Here is an 18642-nt window from a genome sequence, read left to right as displayed (position 1 = left end):
CAGCCTAGCCTGGGGCGTATGGCGGCGCGGCGGCTCACAGGGGTCGACGCCCAGTCCCTCTGGATGTCCGCCGCGATCCCCAGCGACGAGTTCATGGTCTATGCCTTCGACGGCCCGGCCGGTGCGCTGGGCCCGGCGCTGGAGACGGTGCGCGACAGCGCGCGCGCATGCCCGGACCTCGGGGTCCGCGTCGACGATTCCGGCTTCTGGACGTACCCGCAGTGGGCGCCGCGGGACGTCGGCGCCGACCAGTTCGTCGTGCACGAGGACCTCGCGGGCGCGACCTGGGCCGAGTTCTGCGCGGCACTGGCGGCGATGGCCGGCGATCAGCTGGACGCACGCGTACGGACGTGGCGATTGCACGTCTTCGCCGATATCCGGGGGATACCGGGCGCGGCGGGTCCGGGGACGGTCGCGGCGCTGCAGATCTGCCATGCGCTGGCCGACGGTGTCCGCGGTGCGGCGCTCGCGGGCCACCTGTTCGGACGCCGCGGCGATGTGCCCCGCGCCCACGACAGCACGGTGCGGCCACGCATGTTCCCGGTGCACGCACTGCGGGCGGGCGCGGCCCACCGACGTCTGACCCGCGACACCCGCGCGGGACTGGTTCCGCCCCCGGCCGTTCTGCGAACCCCGCTGCGCACCAACGCCCGTCCCGAGGGGCCGCGGGGGCTGAGGACGGTGCTGTGTGACCGGCGGAGCCTGTCGGGCCCGACCGTGACCGTCGCGGTGCTGAGCGCGCTGTCCGCGGCGCTGGCCGGCCATCTCCGTGCCCTCGGCGACGACCCTGCGCAGCTGGGCGCCGAGGTGCCGCTGGCCCGAACAGGATTGCGGCACAGCAACAACCACTTCGGCAACGTCGGGGTGGGGCTCTACCCGGACGAGGAGCCCGAGCGTCGTACCGCCGCGATCGCCGCGGACCTGGCCCGTCGGCGCAGGCGGGCCGCGCACCCGGTGACGAGCGCCGAGAGCGCCGCATCGGCCACCATCCCCGCGCCGCTGCTGCGGTGGGGAGTCCGACAGTTCGACCCCGATGTCCGTTCGGGCACCGTCCTCGGCAACACCGTCGTGTCCAGCGTCAACCGCGGGCCGAAGGATCTGCATTTCGGCGCCGCGCCGGTCCTGCTCACCACCGCCCTGCCGACACTGTCGCCGATGATGGGCCTGACGCACGGCGTGCACGGCATCGGCGACACGGTCACGGTCAGCGTGCACGCGGCCGAATCGGCGGTCGCGGACATCGACGCGTACGTCGACCGGTTGCGCGCGGAGCTCGGCGCCGGCGGATAGCGCGGGCATTTCGGGGGCCCGGGGGTACGTGTCGGCGTGACAGATGTTCTAAGTTTTGTTACATGACTGCCTACGATGTCGGACTCCTGATCCTGCGCGTCGTCCTCGGCCTGACGATGGCCGCGCACGGCTACAACAAGTTCTTCGGCAAGGGCGGGCTCAAGGGCACCGCCGGCTGGTTCGACAGCATGGGGATGAGGCCCGGCATGTTCCACGCCCGGGTCGCCGCCACCACCGAGATGGCAGCCGGCCTGGGCCTGGCCGTCGGTCTGCTGACGCCCGTCCCCGCCGCGGGCTTCGTGGCCCTGATGTTCGTCGCCGCATGGACCGTGCACAAGGCCAACGGCTTCTTCATCGTCAAGGAGGGCTGGGAGTACAACCTGGTGCTGGCCGCGTCGGCCGTCGGTATCGCCACCACCGGCCCGGGCGCGCTGAGTCTGGACCACGCCCTGTTCAAGGACTCGGGTTTCTACGACTACCTGCACGGATGGTGGGGTCTGGCCATCGCGCTGGTCCTCGGCCTCGCCGGCGGCATCGGGCAGTTGGCGATCTTCTACCGCCCCCCGGCCAAACAGACCACCTAGCGATTTCGGTGTCGGCGGTCAACGCCGGCGCGACGAACTACACCCGAATCGCCCAGCCGAATTGGAACACGTTCTAATCTGTCCGGCATGGGTTTTCTGAAACAGGACGCGCCCGTCGTCGACTACGCACAGTGGAGCAAGGGCAGCAGGGCCGAGCGGATCAAACCGATGGCCCGGCACTGGGCCGAGGTGGGCTTCGGCACGCCGGTCGTCATGCACCTGTTCTACGTGGTGAAGATCCTGCTGTATGTGCTGGTGGCGTGGCTGATCGTGCTCTCCACGGCAGGCGTGGACGGGTTCACCGAGGTGGCGCAGTGGTACCACGAGCCGATCGTCTACCAGAAGGTCGTCTTCTACACGATGCTCTTCGAGGTCGTCGGCCTCGGCTGCGGCTTCGGGCCGCTGAACAACCGGTTCTTCCCGCCGATGGGGTCGATCCTGTACTGGCTGCGGCCGAAGACCATTCGTCTCCCACCGTGGCCGAACCGGGTGCCCCTCACCGCGGGTGACACCAGGACCCCGTTCGACGCGGTTCTGTACGGCGCACTGCTGGCGATGCTGGTGGTCGCGCTGTTCTCCGACGGCACCGGACCCATCCCCGAGATCGGATCCGAGGTCGGCGTCCTGCCGGTGTGGCAGACCGCAACGATCATCGGCCTGCTCGTTGTGGCGGGCCTGCGGGACAAGGTGATCTTCCTGGCTGCCCGCGGCGAGGTCTACGGCTCGCTGGCGGTGTGCTTCCTGTTCTCCGGCGCCGACATCATCATCGCCGCCAAGCTGGTGTGTCTGGTCATCTGGACCGGCGCCGCCACCTCCAAGCTGAACAAGCACTTCCCGTTCGTCATCTCGACGATGATGAGCAACAACCCCGTGATGCGGCCGCGGTGGATCAAGCGGAAGTTCTTCGAGCACTTCCCCGACGACCTGCGCCCGGGCCGGGCCTCCCGGGTGCTCGCGCACTTCTCCACGGCCATCGAGATGCTGGTGCCGCTGGTGCTGTTCTTCTCGCACGGCGGGTGGGCCACCACGATCGCAGCCTTCGTGATGCTGGTGTTCCACTTCGGCATCCTCTCGGCGATCCCGATGGGAGTGCCGCTGGAGTGGAACGTGTTCATGATGTTCAGCGTGCTGGCGCTGTTCGTCGGCAACGCCGGTGTCGGCCTGTCCGATCTGCAGAGCCCCTGGCCCATCGTGTTGTTCGTCGCCGTCGCGGGCACCGTCGTGATCGGAAACCTGTTCCCGCGCAAGGTGTCGTTCCTGCCGGGTATGCGCTACTACGCCGGCAACTGGGACACCTCGCTGTGGTGTGTGAAGCCGTCGGCGTCGGACAAGATCACCAACGGCATCGTCGCGATCGCGAGCATGCCCGCCGCGCAGATGGAGAAGTTCTACGGCAGCAAGGAAACCGCCGAGATGTACCTCTACATGGGGTATGCGTTCCGGTCGTTCAACACCCACGGCCGCGCGATGTTCACCCTCGCGCACCGCGCAATGGCCGGCCCCGGCGGCACTCCCGGCTCCGCCGAGGTGAACGAGGACGAGTACGTACTCACCGACGGGGAACGCATCTGCAGCACCGCGATCGGGTGGAACTTCGGCGACGGCCACATGCACAACGAGCAGTTGATCGCCGCCCTGCAGAAGCGGTGTCACTTCGAACCGGGCGAGGTGCGGGTGCTGATGCTCGACGCGCAGCCGATCCACAAGCAGCGCCAGGAGTACCGACTCGTCGACGCGGCCACCGGGGAATTCGAGCGCGGCTATGTGATGGTGGCCGACATGGTCACCCGCCAGCCGTGGGACGACACCGTGCCGGTGCACGTGACCTGGCAGAAGGACGGCGCCGACGCGTAGGCCGGAGGGTCAGCCCATCACGTCGCGGACGGGGACGCTTTCCAGACCCGTCAGCAACAGCTCGCGCGAGGTGTCGAGATGCTTGCGCCAGTGCGCCTCTGCGCCGGCGGCATCCCCGGCGCGCAGATACTGCATCAGCTTGCGATAGGAGCGCATCAGCTTCTCGTAGTCGGCCTTCGAGACCGGACGCCGTTCGTTGAACACGAAAGCCGTGTGCCTGACCGTGATCTCGTGCAGCATGCCCGCGACGATCGCGAGGGTCGCGTTGCCCGACAGTTGCACGACGCGTAGATGGAACGCTCCGGTCGCCTCAGCGAGGCGGACCGACTGGTATCCGTCGGCGACGAGCTCTTCGAGCATCGTTTCGAGCTCGTCGAACGCTGCGTCGGAACCGGATTCGGCAAGAAGGCGCGCCGCCATCGGTTCGATGCCGGACTTCGCCGTCAGCAGGTCCGCGATCGTGGCGCCGGACAGTTCGAGCAGCAGCCCTGCCGGCCGGGCGACGACCTCGGGGCCGGGAACCCGGACGCGGGCGCCGGTGCGCGATCCCCTGCGCACCTCCACGAGACGCTCGGACTCCAGGACACGCACGGCTTCGCGCAGCGTGGGCCTGCTGACCCCGAAGTGGGCCATGAGCTCGGCTTCGTTGGGCAGGAAGTCGCCGTCTTCGAGTTGTCCTTCGACGACCATCCGGCGCAGCGTCCCGGCGACCAGTTCCGCGGTCTTGGGGGAGCGGACGGCGGCACGGGACGCGACGGCGTCCGGCCCGATCATCGGGGCCAGGGGAGTGCTGCGAGCCACGTCACCTCCTCCACGGTCGACTCAGCTGTGCAACTCAGTAAACCATGTGCCGAGCATCCGAACGGTCTGGCGGCCCCGCGCAGCAGGACAGTGATTCTGCCAGGACACGCCGCAGCGGGTACGGGGCCATCGCCCGGCCGGCTCGGCGAATCCGCGGGGACGGTCGCGGTCGGCATGGCAGGGTGACGGCCATGTCGACCGAGCTGACCGCCGACGAGGCCGCTGCGCGTCTAAATCCTGCCGACACACTCGGGATTCCCCTGGGGCCGGGGCAGCCGCCGGCGTTCCTGAAGGCGTTGGGGCAACGCACCGACTGGACCGATCTGCGGGTCTACGGCGCACTTCTGGCGGTCGGCACCGAGCTGTTCTCCCGGGCGAACGTCCATTACCTGTCGGGGTTCTTCGGCCCGCTGGAGCGCGCACTCGGCGGCGCAGGCGCCGACATCGAATTCACGCCGGCAGATTTCCGCCGCTTCGGCCCGTTGCTCCAGCGCCAGTCGCCCCGGGTCATGTGCACGGTCGCGACCCCGCCGGATGCGGAGGGGTGGTGCTCGCTGTCCCTGCACGCAGGCGGCACGGTCGACGAGCTGCGTCGCGCGGGCGCCGACCCGCAGCGGCTGCTCATCGTCGAGATATCCGATTCCTATCCAAGGACTTTCGGTCTCGGAGACCAGTACCGGCACGCGCTGCACGTCGACGAGATCGACGTGCTGGTGCCCTCCACGGAAGCGCCGCTCGCCCTCCCCGGCCCTCCGCCGACCGACGCAGACAAGGAGATCGCCCGACACGCGGTGTCGTTCATCCGTTCCGGTGCGACGCTGCAGACGGGCATCGGCTCCATCCCGAGCCAGATCGCCACCCTGCTCGCCGAAGGGGACGGCGGAGACTACGGGCTGCACAGCGAAATGTTCACCGACGGCTGCATGCAACTGCACCGCGCCGGCAAGGTCACCAATGTCGCCAAAGGCCTCTACGAAGGGGTGAGCGTGACGACGTTCGCCTTCGGCACCACGGATCTGTATGCGTGGCTCGACGGCAACGCCGATGTCGCCTTTCTGCCCGTCGAGGTCGTCAACTCGCCTGAGGTGATCGCCGCCAACAAGAACATGGTCTCCATCAACGGTGCCCTCGCGGTCGACATCCAGGGACAGGTCGTCGCCGACACCATCAACGGCACCCAGTTCAGCGGCATCGGAGGCGCCGAGGACTTCGTGGCAGGCGCCGGTCTCGAGCTCTCGGACCGCTCGCTGATCTGCCTGCCCTCGACATATGAGAAGGACGGCGCGCTGCAGTCGCGCATCGTGCCCTGGTTCGGCCCCGGCGCGGTCATCACGACGCCGCGCCACCACGTCGACGTGATCGTGACCGAGTACGGCACGGCGGAACTGGAAGGCAGGACGGTGCGCGAACGCGGACATGCGCTCGCCGAGATCGCCCACCCGCAGTTCCGCGACGAACTGCGGGCCGCCGCAGACCGCGCCGCGAAGGGTCGCTCGCCCGTCGTGTGAGCTGGCCCCGCGCGAGGAAACGGGCCTACCAACCAGTAGGTTGACCTAGTAAACCTTGTTCGTTTACGTTCGAGGGAAGACCCGTTCTATGAAGGAGTATCCCCATGGCTGAAGCCGTCATCGTCGAGGCTGTCCGGTCGCCGGTCGGCAAGCGCAACGGCGGTCTGTCCGGTGTCCACCCCGCGGAACTGTCCGCCCAGGTGCTCAACGGTCTGGTCGAGCGTGCCGGCGTCGACCCCGGTCTCGTCGAGGACGTCATCTGGGGCTGCGTCATGCAGGCCGGCGAGCAGGCACTCGACATCGGCCGCACCGCCCTGCTGACGGCCGGATGGCCCGAGTCGGTGCCCGGCGTGACCATCGACCGGCAGTGCGGGTCGAGCCAGCAGTCGGTGCACTTCGCGGCGGCCGGTGTGGTCGCAGGCCACTACGACGTGGTGGTCGCCGGTGGCGTGGAGTCGATGTCGCGGACCCCGATGGGTTCGTCGCTGGCCGGTGGCGGCAACCCGTACCCGGGCCGCTTCAAGGAGCGCTACAACCAGACCCCGAACCAGGGCATCGGCGCGGAGATGATCGCCGAGCAGTGGGGCCTCTCGCGCACCCAGCTCGACCAATTCTCGCTCGACTCGCACGAGAAGGCCGCCGCGGCACAGGATGCCGGCGCGTTCGACGACCAGATCGTGGCGATCAAGGATCAGGACGGCAACCCCGTGCTCAAGGACGAGGGCATCCGCCGCGGCACCACCCTGGAGAAGATGGGTCAGCTCAAGCCGGCCTTCCGTGAGGACGGTGTGATCCACGCGGGCAACAGCTCTCAGATCTCCGACGGATCCGCGGCGCTGCTGTTCATGTCCGCCGAGAAGGCCAAGGAACTCGGCCTCAAGCCCCTGGCCAAGGTGCACACCGCGGTGCTGGCCGGCGCTGACCCGGTCATCATGCTGACCGCTCCGATCCCGGCGACGCAGAAGGCGCTCAAGCGTTCCGGCCTCAGCATCGACCAGATCGGCGCGTTCGAGGTCAACGAGGCGTTCGCGCCCGTGCCGATGGCGTGGCTGAAGGACATCGGCGCCGACGAGAAGCGGCTCAACCCCAACGGCGGCGCGATCGCGCTGGGCCACCCGCTGGGCGGCTCCGGTGCCCGCATCATGACCACGCTGCTGTACCACATGCGCGACAACGGGATTCAGTACGGCCTGCAGACCATGTGCGAGGGCGGCGGCCAGGCCAACGCCACCATCCTGGAACTGCTGTGACCGAAACCCACGCTGCGCCCGCCGGCGCTCTCGTCGAGCGCCGGGGCAACGTCATGGTCATCACGCTCAACCGGCCCGAGGCCCGCAACGCCATCAACTCGTCGGTGTCGATCGCGCTGGGCGACGCACTGGAAGAGGCGCAGCAGGACCCCGACGTCTGGGTGGTCGTGGTGACCGGGTCCGGCGACAAATCCTTCTGCGCCGGAGCCGATCTCAAGGCGCTGTCGCGCGGGGAGGACATCGGACATCCCGATCACCCGAAGTGGGGATTCGCCGGCTACGTCCGCCATTTCATCGACAAGCCCACCATCGCGGCGGTCAACGGCACCGCGCTGGGCGGTGGCACCGAGCTCGCGCTCGCCAGCGACCTCGTCGTGGCCGGGGAGAGCGCGAAATTCGGTCTGCCCGAGGTGAAGCGGGGCCTGATCGCCGCGGCCGGCGGGGTCTTCCGGCTCGTCGATCAGATCCCTCGCAAGGTCGCGCTGGAGATGATGTTCACCGGTGAGCCGATCACTTCGGCCGAGGCGCTGAAGTGGGGCCTGATCAACGAGGTCGTGCCGGACGGCGAGGAAGGCGCGGTGCTGGAGGCCGCTCTGAAGCTGGCCGAGCGGATCACCGTCAACGCTCCGCTGGCCGTGCAGGCCAGCAAGCGGGTCGCGGTCGGTGCCGACGAGGGCGTCGTCGCCGACGACGAGCCCGGGTGGAAACGCACGAGGCGCGAAGTCGCCGTCGTCTTCACGTCCGAGGATGCCAAAGAGGGACCGCTGGCGTTCGCCCAGAAGCGCGAGCCGGTCTGGAAAGCCAAGTAAGACAAGCAAAGTAGGGATACCTGTGAAGCGCACCATCTACGACGAAGAGCACGAGGCATTCCGCGACACCGTGCGCGGATACATCGAGAGCGAGCTCGTTCCGAACGCCGAGAAGTGGGAAGCCGACCGCCTGGTCGACCGGTCGGCCTACGTGGCCGCGGGCAAGCACGGCCTGATCGGGTTCAACATGCCCGAGGAGTTCGGCGGCGGCGGGACCGACGACTTCCGCTTCAACGCGATCATCGACGAGGAGATCGCCAAGGCGGGCGTGCCCGCACCGGCGCTGAGCCTGCACAACGACGTCGTCGGCCCGTACTTCAAGGAACTCGCCAACGACGAGCAGAAGCAGCGCTGGCTGCCCGGCATCACCAGCGGCGAGCTCGTCATCGCGATCGCGATGACCGAACCGGGTGCAGGCAGCGACCTGGCGGGCATCCGCACCTCCGCGGTGCGCGACGGTGACGACTGGATCGTCAACGGATCCAAGACCTTCATCTCGTCGGGCATCAACAGCGACCTGGTCGTCGTCGTCGCCCGGACCGATCCCGAGGCCGGCCACAAGGGTTTCTCGCTGCTCGTCGTCGAGCGCGACATGCCAGGCTTCACCCGGGGCCGCAAACTGGACAAGATGGGCCTGCACGCGCAGGACACCTCGGAGCTGCACTTCGAGAACGTCCGGGTCCCGAGCGCCAACCTGCTCGGCAAGGAAGGTCGCGGCTTCTACCATCTGATGACCAACCTGCCCTCCGAGCGGCTCTCGATCGCCATCTCCGCGATCGCCGGGGCGCGCGAAACCTGGCGGCAGACACTGCAATACGCGAAGGACCGCAAGGCGTTCGGCCAGCCGATCGGCAGCTTCCAGCACAACCGGTTCCTGCTGGCCGAGATGGACACCGAGCTCGAGGTCACCGAGCAGTACATCGATCGGTGCCTGCAGGGTGTCGTCGACGGTGAGCTGACCGCCGTCGAGGCGGCCAAGGCGAAGTGGTGGGCGACCGAGGTCGCCAAGAAGGTCGTCGACCAGTGCGTGCAGTTACACGGCGGCTACGGCTACATGCTCGAATACCGGGTGGCCCGTGACTACGTGGACGGGCGCATCCAGACGATCTTCGGTGGCACCACCGAGATCATGAAGGAGATCATCGGCCGCGATCTCGGCCTGTAAGCGAATTCGGTGTAGTTGGTCAACGCAGCGTTGACCAACTACACCGAAATCGCAGGGAGAATCAGCCGATCGGGGCTTCGGCCGCCGGGGTGAGCGGCGCGGCGGTCGTCGTCGGGGCCTCGGCGGGCAGCGTCGGCGCCGGAGTCGACGTGGTCGTGGTGGTGCTCGTCTCGCTGGTGCTGGTTCCCGTCGGCGAGATCGGAGCAGGCGCGTCGGCCGGGTTGAGCACCGCGTCGACGATGTAGATCCGCGCGTTCTGCGCCTGGATGCCACCGCATACGACCTCGGCGGTCTCGTTGACCTGGATGTCGCCGCCGGATCCGGTCACCTCGATCTCGGTGCCCTCCTGCGTCGGCCGCTGGCCCTTGACGTCGTCGGGGCCCAGAAGGCCGAGGAACGCGTGGTAGTACACCAGCGTGGTCAGCGCGGCCGGATCGGTGCGCAGCATCTCCTGCTGCTCGGGCGGCAGCGCGGCGAAGGCCTCGTTGGTCGGCGCGAACACCACGTACGGGCCGTTGTCCAGGACGCTGGTGATGTTGACCGCCGGGTTCAGCTGCCCGGAGATCGCGGAGTTGAACGTCGTGATGTTCGGGACGCTCGCCAGCACGGTGCTGACAGGCATGTTCGCCAGGCCCTTCCAGTTCGGCAGGGCCTCCTTGAAGGCCCCGCACTCGGGTCCCTGCGGGTCGGGGATCTCGCTGACCGTGGTGGTCGGCTCGGCGTAGGCGTTGACGGCCAGCGGAACAGACAGGGCGAGCGCGGCGGCACTGAGGGCGACGCCGAGGGCCTTGCTGGTGCGGGTCTTCACGGTGGACTCCTTACATATGTCAAGTCGCAAGGCATGCTATGTGCACGAATTGGTAACGGCCAAGTCGAGAACGCCCATCCGGAGCCTCGCCCGCAGCGTGGACACCGTCCTGAACTGCGGTGATGCGGTCAGGAACCGTCGGGCAACAAAGTCGCGACCACGCGGGCCAGATCGTCGGCCGCGTCCTGGAACGTCGTCGACCCCGAACTCGCCTGGACCATCGCGCCCACCAGTCCGAACTGCAGCGTCTCGGCGACCTCCGGCCACGCGCCCGAGCGCAGCACGGTGTGCACCCGGCGGTGCAGTTCGGCATGGATGCGGCGGCGGACCGCCTGCACCGACGGCTCCTGGGAGATCATCGCGCTCGAGCATGCCGAGGCCAGGGCCGGCTGATCGGCCAGCAGCATGACCAGTTGACGGAACAGCGCCGCCACCCGTACGGGGGAGGGTTCGTCGACGTCGACCGACAGAGGCGCCTCCCGCAGCAACCCCAGATAGACCTCGGCGACGATCGCGTCCCTGGACCGGAAGAACACACACAGATCCTTGTGTGCCACGCCGGCCCGATCGGCGATCCGTCGCGTGGTCAGCTCGTCGAAGGGCACGGTGCGCAACAGGTCGACGGTGGCGTCGAGCACGAGGCGCACCACGTCATGGTCGTCGCGATCGCGGTCACCGTAAGAGCGAAGGTAGATCACCTTCGCAGACGAGGTCACGCAGTCGAGCCTAGGCGCGATGCGCCCGATGTGCAGAGCTGTTCGGAGAGCGCCCACAGCTCCAGCGCCCTGGCCTCGTCGACCGCGTACGGTGCCGCGGTCCGGATCCGGCAGTCCGCGAGATACACCCCGCCCTGCCCGTCGAGGTCGCTGCTGACCGCGGCCCACACCTGCGTGGCGGCGCCGTAGTCGGGCGAGGTGAAGGTCATCCGCACATCCGTCGACGGCTTCGTCGGATCGGCCGAGGCGCCGGCAGAGCTGAGCTGGTCGAAGTCGTCGCGGGTCATGTGCCGTGCCAGCGCTGTCGCGACGATTCCCGGGTGGACCGCGAACGCGCGCACCCCGGCGTCGCGCAGGCGCCGGTCCAGCTCGACGGCGTGCAGGACGTTGGCGGTCTTGGAGGCGCCATAGGCCTCGAACTTGTCGTAGTCGCGGCGTTCCCAGTTGGGGTCGTCGAAGTCGACGTCACCCATCCGGTGACCCGCCGACGACAGCACCACCACGCGCGCGCCGTCCGCGGCCACCAACGCCGGGAAGAGCAGCCTGGTCAGCTCGAAATGACCGAGATGATTTGTGCCGAACTGGGTTTCGAAACCCTCGGTGGTGCGGCCCAGCGGGGTGAACATGACGCCGGCGTTGTTCATCAGCACGTGGACGGCGGGGGTGAGCTCGCTGATCTCCGATGCGGCGGCAGCCACGCTGGCCAGCGAGGTGAGGTCGAGGTGAACCAGCGACAGCCGCGCGTCGCGGACCTCGCCGCGCACCCAGGCCTCGGTCTCGGCGAGCGCCTCGGTGTTGCGCGCAGCGAGGATCACGTGCGCGCCGGTTCGGGCCAGCGCCCGGGCCGACTCACGGCCCAGCCCCGACGAGGCCCCCGTGATGACGCAGGTCTTGCCGCTCAGGTCGACACCGTCGACGATGTCGAGCGCGGTGGGGTTTGACGTCGTTGTCACGAGGTGAGGATCGCACGGGCGGCCGCCTGTTCCCTCACCCGGCCCCGCGCGGGCCGGGCCGTCCTACGATGACGCCCATGGCCGAGCCACTGATCCTGTCCATCGCCGGACGTTCCCCCCAACTGCATCCCGACAGCTGGGTGGCGCCCAACGCCACCGTGATCGGACAGGTCGTGCTCGCCGCCGGGGCGAGTGCGTGGTACGGCGCGATCCTGCGCGCCGAGGTGGAGCCGATCGAGATCGGTGCGGGCACCAACATCCAGGACGGGGTGACGATCCACGTCGACCCCGGCTTCCCGGCCCGCATCGGCGCGGGTGTCAGCGTCGGGCACAACGCGGTCCTGCACGGCTGCACGATCGAGGACGACTCCCTGGTCGGCATGGGTGCGGTGGTGCTCAACGGCGCGGTGGTCGGCGCGGGCTCGCTGATCGCGGCGGGCGCGGTGGTGCCGCAGAACGCGGTGATCCCGCCCGGGTCGATGGTCGCCGGCGTGCCGGGCAAGGTGCGCCGCCAGCTCGGCGACGAAGAGATCGCCGGCATCCGCACCAACGCACAGCTGTACCAGGAGCTGGTCAAACTGCATCGTGATGCAGCCAACTCCTGACCCGGATTCTGAATCGGCACGGCGGGGTACAGCCGTACGGTGAAACCCGTCCGCACATTGGTCACCGGCGCGACCGGCTACATCGGTTCCCGCCTCGTCGCAGCACTGCTCGACGGCGGCCACCAGGTCGTCGCCGCGAGCCGCAACCCCGGCCGACTCGCCGACTTCGGCTGGTACCACGACGTGTCGACGGTGGCCCTCGACGCCCACGACGAGAACTCCACGCAGCTGGCGTTCACCGAAGCCGGCCCGATCGACGTCGTGTACTACCTCGTTCACGGCATCGGACAGCCGGGCTTCCGCGAGGCCGACAACCGTGCCGCGGCGAACGTCGCGACCGCGGCCAAGGCGGCCGGCGTGCGGCGCATCGTGTACCTCGGCGGGTTCGTGCCCGACAACGACTCGCTCTCCGAGCACCTCACCAGCCGCGCGGAGGTGGCTGCGGCCTTGACCATCGACGGCGGCCCCGACGTGGTGTGGCTCGGTGCGGCCATCGTGATCGGCGCCGGATCGACGTCGTTCGAGATGCTGCGCTACGTCGCCGACCGGTTCCTCGTGCTGCCGATGCCGGAATGGTCGGCCAATCCGATCGACCCGATCGCGATCACCGACGTCGTGCATTACCTTGTGGCGGCGGCAGATCCGAGGGTGCCCGCCGGCGCCTACGACATCAGGGGTCCCGAGACCACCACCTACGGCGATCTGCTGCGCAGCTATGCGCGCATCGCCGGAATTTGGCGTACACCGCTGGCCGTGTACGGCATCGACACCAGCCTGGTGTCGAAGGTGACCGGCCTGGTGCTGCCCGTGCCGGGTGGCCTGGCCGCCGATCTCGTTGAGTCGCTTGACTATCCGATGATCGCCACCTCGAACGACCTCGGTGACCTGGTGGCCGACCCGCCCGACGGCCCCGTGGGTATCGAGGACGCGATCCGGCGGGCGGTGACGAGTCCGCCGCGACGCCCGGTCAACGAACTCGGCGACCTGCACCACCTCGCCGACACCGATCCCGACTGGGCCGGCGGCGACACGCTGCGGCTTCGTCAGCTCGCCAGCGCCGTCACCCCGCCCGTCGTGCGTCCCGTCCTGGGGCTGCTCGGCTTCGTTCCCCGGCCCGTCGCCGCAGCGGTGCGCGACGGACTCGACCACGTCCTCGGACTGCTACCCAAGGTGATTCCCGCGTGAATACCTCCACCCCCACCAGTTGGACCGGCGAGATGGTGCGGATCGCACGCACGAAGGCCCCGCCCTACAACGAGCCTCCCGGGGTGGTCACCCGGCGCAAGTTCGTCGTGTCCATCGTCCTGCTGATCGGCGCCGCGCTGCTGGGCTACTCGCTCAGCCGGCCCCCCGGCGACTCGACCTTCATCTGGCTGACCCTGGCGCTGGCGGGGGTGTGGGCGGCCGGGGCGTTCATCTCCGGCCCGCTGCACATGGGGTACGTCTGCTTCCGCGGACGTAACCAGCGGCCCGTGATCACCGGCACCGCAATCGGTCTCGGTCTCGGCGCGGTATTCGTCGTCGGCGGTCTGATCGTGCGCGAGATCCCCGGTGTGAACGACTATGTGCGCCAGGTTCTGGAGTATTCGAACAACGGTCCGATCTACCTGATCGCATTCATCACGGTCATCAACGGCCTCGCCGAAGAGATGTTCTTCCGCGGCGCCGTGTACACCGCCCTGCGCAATCACCACCCGATCATCGTGTCGACGGTGCTGTACGTCATCGCCACGGCTGCCACCACGGGCAACCCGATGCTCGGCTTCGCGGCGATCATCCTCGGCACCGTCTGCGCCCTGCTGCGCCGGGCGACCGGGGGTGTGCTGGCGCCGATGCTCGTGCACTTCTTCTGGGGCCTGGTGCTGGTGCTGGCGCTGCCGCCGATCTTCGGGGTCTAACGCAGCGGGTGCGCCAGCTCGTCGCGGCGCATGCCGGCCGCCGTCACGGCGATCGCGGCCAGCAGTACGGGTAGCACGCCGGCGGCGAGGAAGATCGCCTCCATCGACACGACTTTCGACAGTGGACCCACGATCGCGAACGACACCGGCATGAACGCCAGGGAGACGAAGAAGTCCAGGCTCGACACCCTGCCGAGCATCTGCGGCGGGACGCGGCGCTGCAACAGCGTGCCCCAGATGACCATGCCGGCACCGTCGGTGACCCCGATGATGAAGGTAGCGAACGCCATCAGCGGAAACGACGACGTCATACCGACGATCGCCAGCGGTAGGGAACCCACGCTCCACATGGTCATCATCACCGTCAGGTACCGGCGCGGCAGCTGCCGCGACGACACGGCCAGCGCGCCGAGTGCACTGCCCGCGCCGAAGAACGCCAGCACGAAGCCGTACGTCTGGGCGCCGTCGGTGAACCGGTCGGAGACGACGAACGGGAGCAGCACCTCGATGGGCCCGAGGACGACCAGCACGAACAGGCTCGCGAACAGCAGTGTCCACAACAGCCACGGGGTGTGCAGCACGAAGCCGAACCCGTCACGGAGGTCCCGCAGCAGGTGCGGCGTCGATTCCTGCTCTGCGACGGGAGGTTTCGCCGAGGTGGGCTTGTTGGCGATCAGCAGGATCAGGCCGGTGCCGAACAGCGCGGCGACGACGACCGCGCCCGCTGCCGGGAACGTCGCGCCGATGAGCAGCCCGGCGACGGCCGGGCCCACGGCCCGCTGGAAGACCGGACGCACCATCCCCTCGACGCCGTTGGCCGCGAGCAGCTGGTCGGCGGGCAGGATGCGGGGCAGGATCGCGCTGTAGGCGGGGAAGAAGAAGGCCGCGGCGATGCCGAGTGCGGCGGCTGCCACCGCCATGTGCCAGATGGCCAGCGCGCCAAGCATTCCCAGGACCGCGACCGCGGTCACCACGACGGTGTTCACCGCTTCGACGACGATGATGATGGCCCGCTGGCTGAGCCTGTCGGCCGCCAGGCCGCCCACCAGGACGAACGCGACCAGGCCTGCGGCGAGGCACGTCGCGACCAGGGACAGGGACGTCGGGTCGTCGGACAGCTCGATGACCTGCAGCGCCATCACCACGGCCCACATGCCCTCGGCGAAGATCGACAGTGAGACCGCGGCGATCAGCAGGCGGTACTCAAGGAACCGGAACGGGGCGAGCACGCGCCAGCGGCCGGGTGCCACCGGCTGCTCGGTGTCGATCTGCGTGCTCACCGCTCGATGGTCGCCGACCATCCCCCGCGCGGTCGAATGATTTTCAGGCCTCGGAGCCCGTCGACCATGGGTGCTGTGCACGCGACATCACGAGATCGCGTGCACAGGGCCCACGTTCGTCAGGTGTCGGTGAAGGTGGCTGTCCGGCGCTGCTGGAAAGCTTTGGTCCCCTCACGGAAGTCGTGCGAGTCGAGCAGCGAGAGCTGGCCGACCTTCTCCAGCTCGAGGGCACTCTCGAGTTCGGTGAGCGTCGCGGCGTTGATCGCGTCCTTGGTCTTGCGCAGCGCCACGGCGGGACCCGACACCAGCGTCGCGAGAACCTTGTCGACCTCGGCGTCGAACTCCTCGACGGGGTACACGGCGCTGACCAGGCCCCAGCCGTACGCCTCGCCGGCCGAGATGCGCTCGGCCAGCAGTGCCATCCGCATCGCGCGGATGCGTCCCACCGCTGCGGCGATCAGTGCCGACGCACCGCCGTCGGGCATCAGGCCGATCTTCGTGAAGGCGAGCATGAAAAACGCCTTCTCCGAGGCGAGTACGACATCGCACGCCAGAGCCAACGACGCGCCGACACCGGCGGCGGCGCCCTGGACCACGGCGACGGCCGGCTGCGGCAGGTTCACGATCGCGCGGATGCAGCGGTTGGCGGCGTCGAGCACATCGGCGGGGGTGCCGGCCGCCCCGGGGTTGGCGTGGTCCTCCTCGCTGATGCCGGCGCCGGAAGAGAACCCGCGACCCGCACCGCTGATACGCACCACGCGGACCCGGGAGTCGGTGGCGGCACGTTCGAGTGCCTCGGCGAAGGTGCGCAACATCGGCGCCGTCAGGGAATTCAGGCTGTCCGGGCGGTTCAGCGTCACGCTCAGCACGCCGCCATCGAGGCCGACCTCCAGATCGGTGATGCCCTGATACTCGCTGGTCTCGACGTCCGCGCCGGACTCGACGGTCATGTGCGCACCCTTCGGTTGGTGGGACCACCGGGGACCTCGATGCCCCGCGGCCGGTCGACTTGGTTATACAAGTAAGCTATGTCGCGGTCAACCGAGCGAAACTGACGAAGGGCGGCTAGGCATGGCTGGACCACTGCAGGGACTACGAGTTGTGGAGCTGGCCGGTATCGGGCCCGGCCCCCACGCGGCGATGATTCTGGGCGATCTCGGCGCCGACGTGGTGCGCATCGAGCGGCCCGGCAAGGGGCCGGGGCCTGCGACCAAGCCCGGTGGCGACTACCTGCTGCGCAACCGCCGGTCGGTTGCGGCCAACCTCAAGAGCGATGAGGACCGCGACATGGTCCTGCAGTTGATCGCCAAGGCCGACGTGTTGATCGAGGGCTTCCGGCCCGGGGTCACCGAACGCCTGGGGTTGGGCCCCGAGGACTGCGCGAAGGTCAACGAGAAGCTGATCTACGCCCGGATGACAGGCTGGGGGCAGGAGGGTCCGCGCTCGCAGCAGGCCGGCCACGACATCAACTACATCTCGCTCAACGGCGCCCTGCACGCCATCGGCCGTGCCGGTGAGCGCCCGGTGCCGCCGCTCAACCTCGTCGGTGACTTCGGCGGCGGCTCGATGTTCCTTCTCGTGGGCGTCCTTTCGGCGCTGTGGGAACGGGAGCGCTCCGGCAAGGGCCAGGTCGTCGACGCCGCGATGGTCGACGGGTCCAGCGTTCTGTCGATGATGATGTGGGCGTTCCGCGGCATGGGCATGTGGAGCGACGAGCGGGGCGTGAACATGCTCGACACCGGGGCCCCGTACTACGACACCTATACCTGCGCCGACGGCCGCCACGTCGCGGTCGGGGCGATCGAGCCGCAGTTCTACGCCGAACTCCTCAAGGGGATCGGTCTCGACGGCGCCGAGTTGCCCGATCAGAACGACATGGCCCGCTGGCCGGAACTGCGCGCCGAGTTCACCGAGGCGTTCGCGGCCCACGACCGTGACCATTGGGCCGGCGTGTTCGCCGGCACCGACGCGTGCGTCACGCCGGTGCTGTCGTTCGCCGAGGTCGAGTCCGAGCCGCACAACACCGAACGCGGAACCTTCTACACCGAGAACGGTTTCCAGTACCCGGCGCCGGCGCCGAGGTTCTCGCGCACCGCCCCGTCGGCTCCGAAGGCGCCGGGTGTTCCCGGGGCAGACACCGAAGCCGTTCTGCGGGAATGGGTCTGACGGGCCGGTCCGGCACCGCTCGCACATCCCACCCCGAACACGACATTTTCAGCACAACAACGAAGAAGGGAAACCGCCTGTGGAGATCAAAGATGCCGCCGCCGTCGTCACCGGAGGTGCTTCGGGCCTCGGTCTCGCGACGACCAAGCGACTGCTGGACCGGGGCGCCTCGGTCGTCGTCATCGACCTCAAGGGTGCCGATGTCGTGGCCGAGCTCGGACCGCGCGCGAAGTTCGTCGAGGCCAACGTCACCGATCCCGAGCAGGTGAGCGCGGCGCTGGATGCCGCCGAGGAGTTCGGACCGCTGCGGATCAACGTCAACTGCGCCGGCATCGGCAACGCCATCAAGACGCTGGGCAAGGACGGCCCGTTCCCGCTCGACGGCTTCAACAAGGTCATCCAGGTCAACCTGATCGGCACGTTCAACGTGTTGCGGCTCTCGGCGGAGCGGATCGCCAAGACCGAGCCCATCAACGGCGAGCGCGGCGTCATCATCAACACCGCCTCGGTGGCTGCGTTCGAAGGTCAGATCGGCCAGGCCGCGTACTCGGCCTCCAAGGGCGGCGTCGTCGGGATGACCCTTCCGATCGCGCGTGACCTGTCGCGTGAGTTCATCCGTGTGTGCACGATCGCTCCGGGTCTGTTCAAGACGCCGCTGCTGGGCTCGCTGCCCGAGGAGGCGCAGGCCTCGCTGGGCAAGCAGGTGCCGCACCCGGCGCGTCTGGGCGATCCCGACGAGTACGGTGCGCTCGCGGTCCACATCGTGGAGAACCCGATGCTCAACGGTGAGACGATCCGCCTCGACGGCGCGATCCGCATGGCGCCCCGATGAGCGCCTGCGCGAAGAGGAGAAAGCACAGATGAGCGCCTGCGCGAAGAGGAGAAAGCACAGATGAGCGCCTGCGCGAAGAGGAGAAAGCACAGATGAGCGCCTGCGCGAAGAGGAGAAAGCACA

At 68.6% G+C, this 18642-nt stretch carries 18 protein-coding genes; 12 read left to right on the top strand and 6 right to left on the bottom strand.

What is annotated here, in order from left to right; translation table 11 throughout:
* Positions 1 to 18: 18 nt before the first annotated feature.
* The 3 genes from FHR72_RS23060 (at position 19) to FHR72_RS23050 (ending at position 3728) form a co-directional block, all read left to right on the top strand.
* On the top strand, positions 19 to 1290 hold the full coding sequence (locus tag FHR72_RS23060; RefSeq protein WP_183472712.1) for a WS/DGAT domain-containing protein: 1272 nt from the start codon (positions 19 to 21) through the stop codon (positions 1288 to 1290).
* A 62-nt stretch (positions 1291 to 1352) separates the two neighbouring features.
* The gene (locus tag FHR72_RS23055) at positions 1353 to 1874 is read left to right on the top strand and encodes a DoxX family protein (protein ID WP_183472709.1); all 522 of its coding nucleotides are present in this window, start codon (positions 1353 to 1355) and stop codon (positions 1872 to 1874) included.
* A gap of 87 nt (positions 1875 to 1961) precedes the next feature.
* Entirely contained in the window at positions 1962 to 3728 is a 1767-nt protein-coding gene (locus FHR72_RS23050) for a DUF3556 domain-containing protein (RefSeq protein WP_183472706.1), read from the top strand.
* Positions 3729 to 3737: 9 nt separating this feature from the next.
* Here the strand turns inward: FHR72_RS23050 and FHR72_RS23045 are convergent, their stop codons facing one another.
* The gene (locus FHR72_RS23045; protein WP_183472703.1) at positions 3738 to 4529 is read right to left on the bottom strand and encodes a FadR/GntR family transcriptional regulator; all 792 of its coding nucleotides are present in this window, start codon (positions 4527 to 4529) and stop codon (positions 3738 to 3740) included.
* Between the two features lie 191 nt (positions 4530 to 4720).
* Between FHR72_RS23045 and FHR72_RS23040 the strand changes: the two genes are divergently transcribed.
* The 4 genes from FHR72_RS23040 to FHR72_RS23025 all read left to right on the top strand — a co-directional run bounded on the left by FHR72_RS23040 (position 4721) and on the right by FHR72_RS23025 (position 9261).
* A complete protein-coding gene (locus FHR72_RS23040) occupies positions 4721 to 6037 on the top strand; it encodes an acetyl-CoA hydrolase/transferase family protein (RefSeq protein ID WP_183472700.1) in 1317 nt (438 codons plus the stop codon).
* 104 nt (positions 6038 to 6141) lie between these two features.
* A complete protein-coding gene (locus FHR72_RS23035) occupies positions 6142 to 7287 on the top strand; it encodes a thiolase family protein (RefSeq protein ID WP_183472697.1) in 1146 nt (381 codons plus the stop codon).
* Positions 7284 to 8096: a crotonase/enoyl-CoA hydratase family protein gene (locus tag FHR72_RS23030; RefSeq protein WP_183472693.1), complete on the top strand. Its 813-nt coding sequence runs from the start codon at positions 7284 to 7286 to the stop codon at positions 8094 to 8096. Before FHR72_RS23035 ends, FHR72_RS23030 begins: the two co-directional genes overlap by 4 nt.
* A gap of 22 nt (positions 8097 to 8118) precedes the next feature.
* Complete coding sequence (locus tag FHR72_RS23025) at positions 8119 to 9261, top strand: acyl-CoA dehydrogenase family protein (RefSeq protein ID WP_183472690.1); 1143 nt, start codon at positions 8119 to 8121, stop codon at positions 9259 to 9261.
* Positions 9262 to 9322: 61 nt separating this feature from the next.
* Here FHR72_RS23025 and FHR72_RS23020 read toward each other — a convergent pair whose 3' ends face one another.
* The 3 genes from FHR72_RS23020 to FHR72_RS23010 all read right to left on the bottom strand — a co-directional run bounded on the left by FHR72_RS23020 (position 9323) and on the right by FHR72_RS23010 (position 11738).
* Positions 9323 to 10069 carry a fasciclin domain-containing protein gene (locus tag FHR72_RS23020; protein ID WP_183472687.1) on the bottom strand — a complete coding sequence of 249 codons (747 nt, stop codon included), beginning with the start codon at positions 10067 to 10069 and terminating at the stop codon, positions 9323 to 9325.
* 128 nt (positions 10070 to 10197) lie between these two features.
* Positions 10198 to 10785: a TetR/AcrR family transcriptional regulator gene (locus FHR72_RS23015; RefSeq protein WP_183472684.1), complete on the bottom strand. Its 588-nt coding sequence runs from the start codon at positions 10783 to 10785 to the stop codon at positions 10198 to 10200.
* Positions 10782 to 11738, bottom strand: a complete 957-nt coding sequence (locus tag FHR72_RS23010; RefSeq protein WP_183472681.1) for an SDR family NAD(P)-dependent oxidoreductase — start codon at positions 11736 to 11738, stop codon at positions 10782 to 10784. The genes FHR72_RS23015 and FHR72_RS23010 overlap by 4 nt, the downstream gene beginning before the upstream one ends.
* A 77-nt stretch (positions 11739 to 11815) precedes the next feature.
* Between FHR72_RS23010 and FHR72_RS23005 the strand changes: the two genes are divergently transcribed.
* From FHR72_RS23005 to FHR72_RS22995, 3 genes are read left to right on the top strand one after another with little or no spacing between them, the layout of a single operon-like run.
* Positions 11816 to 12343: a gamma carbonic anhydrase family protein gene (locus tag FHR72_RS23005; protein WP_183472679.1), complete on the top strand. Its 528-nt coding sequence runs from the start codon at positions 11816 to 11818 to the stop codon at positions 12341 to 12343.
* Positions 12344 to 12382: 39 nt separating this feature from the next.
* On the top strand, positions 12383 to 13528 hold the full coding sequence (locus tag FHR72_RS23000; RefSeq protein ID WP_183472676.1) for an NAD(P)H-binding protein: 1146 nt from the start codon (positions 12383 to 12385) through the stop codon (positions 13526 to 13528).
* A 32-nt stretch (positions 13529 to 13560) separates the two neighbouring features.
* Positions 13561 to 14241: a CPBP family intramembrane glutamic endopeptidase gene (locus tag FHR72_RS22995; protein ID WP_183472922.1), complete on the top strand. Its 681-nt coding sequence runs from the start codon at positions 13561 to 13563 to the stop codon at positions 14239 to 14241.
* On the opposite strand, the gene tet(V) is transcribed toward FHR72_RS22995, so the two are convergent.
* Together tet(V) and FHR72_RS22985 are read right to left on the bottom strand one after the other, a co-directional pair.
* The gene (gene tet(V), locus FHR72_RS22990) at positions 14238 to 15542 is read right to left on the bottom strand and encodes a tetracycline efflux MFS transporter Tet(V) (protein ID WP_221194275.1); all 1305 of its coding nucleotides are present in this window, start codon (positions 15540 to 15542) and stop codon (positions 14238 to 14240) included. The two genes, FHR72_RS22995 and tet(V), sit on opposite strands and share 4 nt — an antisense overlap.
* A 98-nt stretch (positions 15543 to 15640) precedes the next feature.
* Positions 15641 to 16471, bottom strand: a complete 831-nt coding sequence (locus FHR72_RS22985) for an enoyl-CoA hydratase (RefSeq protein ID WP_183472673.1) — start codon at positions 16469 to 16471, stop codon at positions 15641 to 15643.
* 121 nt (positions 16472 to 16592) lie between these two features.
* Between FHR72_RS22985 and FHR72_RS22980 the strand changes: the two genes are divergently transcribed.
* On the top strand, positions 16593 to 17687 hold the full coding sequence (locus tag FHR72_RS22980; protein WP_183472670.1) for a CaiB/BaiF CoA transferase family protein: 1095 nt from the start codon (positions 16593 to 16595) through the stop codon (positions 17685 to 17687).
* Positions 17688 to 17766: 79 nt separating this feature from the next.
* The gene (locus tag FHR72_RS22975; RefSeq protein ID WP_183472667.1) at positions 17767 to 18519 is read left to right on the top strand and encodes a 3-hydroxyacyl-CoA dehydrogenase; all 753 of its coding nucleotides are present in this window, start codon (positions 17767 to 17769) and stop codon (positions 18517 to 18519) included.
* Positions 18520 to 18642: the final 123 nt, after the last annotated feature.

The sequence above is a fragment of the Mycolicibacterium iranicum genome (genome assembly GCF_014190915.1).
In the GTDB taxonomy this organism is placed as follows: domain Bacteria; phylum Actinomycetota; class Actinomycetes; order Mycobacteriales; family Mycobacteriaceae; genus Mycobacterium; species Mycobacterium iranicum_B.
The sequence above is the reverse complement of the archived record's forward strand: the minus strand, read 5'-3'. Positions and strand labels throughout refer to the sequence as shown.

Coding starts and splice junctions, on each gene's coding strand:
- FHR72_RS23060 (WP_183472712.1), top strand. CDS start 19: ATGGCGGCGCGGCGGCTCACAGGGGTCGACGCCCAGTCCCTCTGGATG.
- FHR72_RS23055 (WP_183472709.1), top strand. CDS start 1,353: ATGACTGCCTACGATGTCGGACTCCTGATCCTGCGCGTCGTCCTCGGC.
- FHR72_RS23050 (WP_183472706.1), top strand. CDS start 1,962: ATGGGTTTTCTGAAACAGGACGCGCCCGTCGTCGACTACGCACAGTGG.
- FHR72_RS23040 (WP_183472700.1), top strand. CDS start 4,721: ATGTCGACCGAGCTGACCGCCGACGAGGCCGCTGCGCGTCTAAATCCT.
- FHR72_RS23035 (WP_183472697.1), top strand. CDS start 6,142: ATGGCTGAAGCCGTCATCGTCGAGGCTGTCCGGTCGCCGGTCGGCAAG.
- FHR72_RS23005 (WP_183472679.1), top strand. CDS start 11,816: ATGGCCGAGCCACTGATCCTGTCCATCGCCGGACGTTCCCCCCAACTG.
- FHR72_RS22995 (WP_183472922.1), top strand. CDS start 13,561: ATGGTGCGGATCGCACGCACGAAGGCCCCGCCCTACAACGAGCCTCCC.
- FHR72_RS22985 (WP_183472673.1), bottom strand. CDS start 16,471: ATGACCGTCGAGTCCGGCGCGGACGTCGAGACCAGCGAGTATCAGGGC.
- FHR72_RS22980 (WP_183472670.1), top strand. CDS start 16,593: ATGGCTGGACCACTGCAGGGACTACGAGTTGTGGAGCTGGCCGGTATC.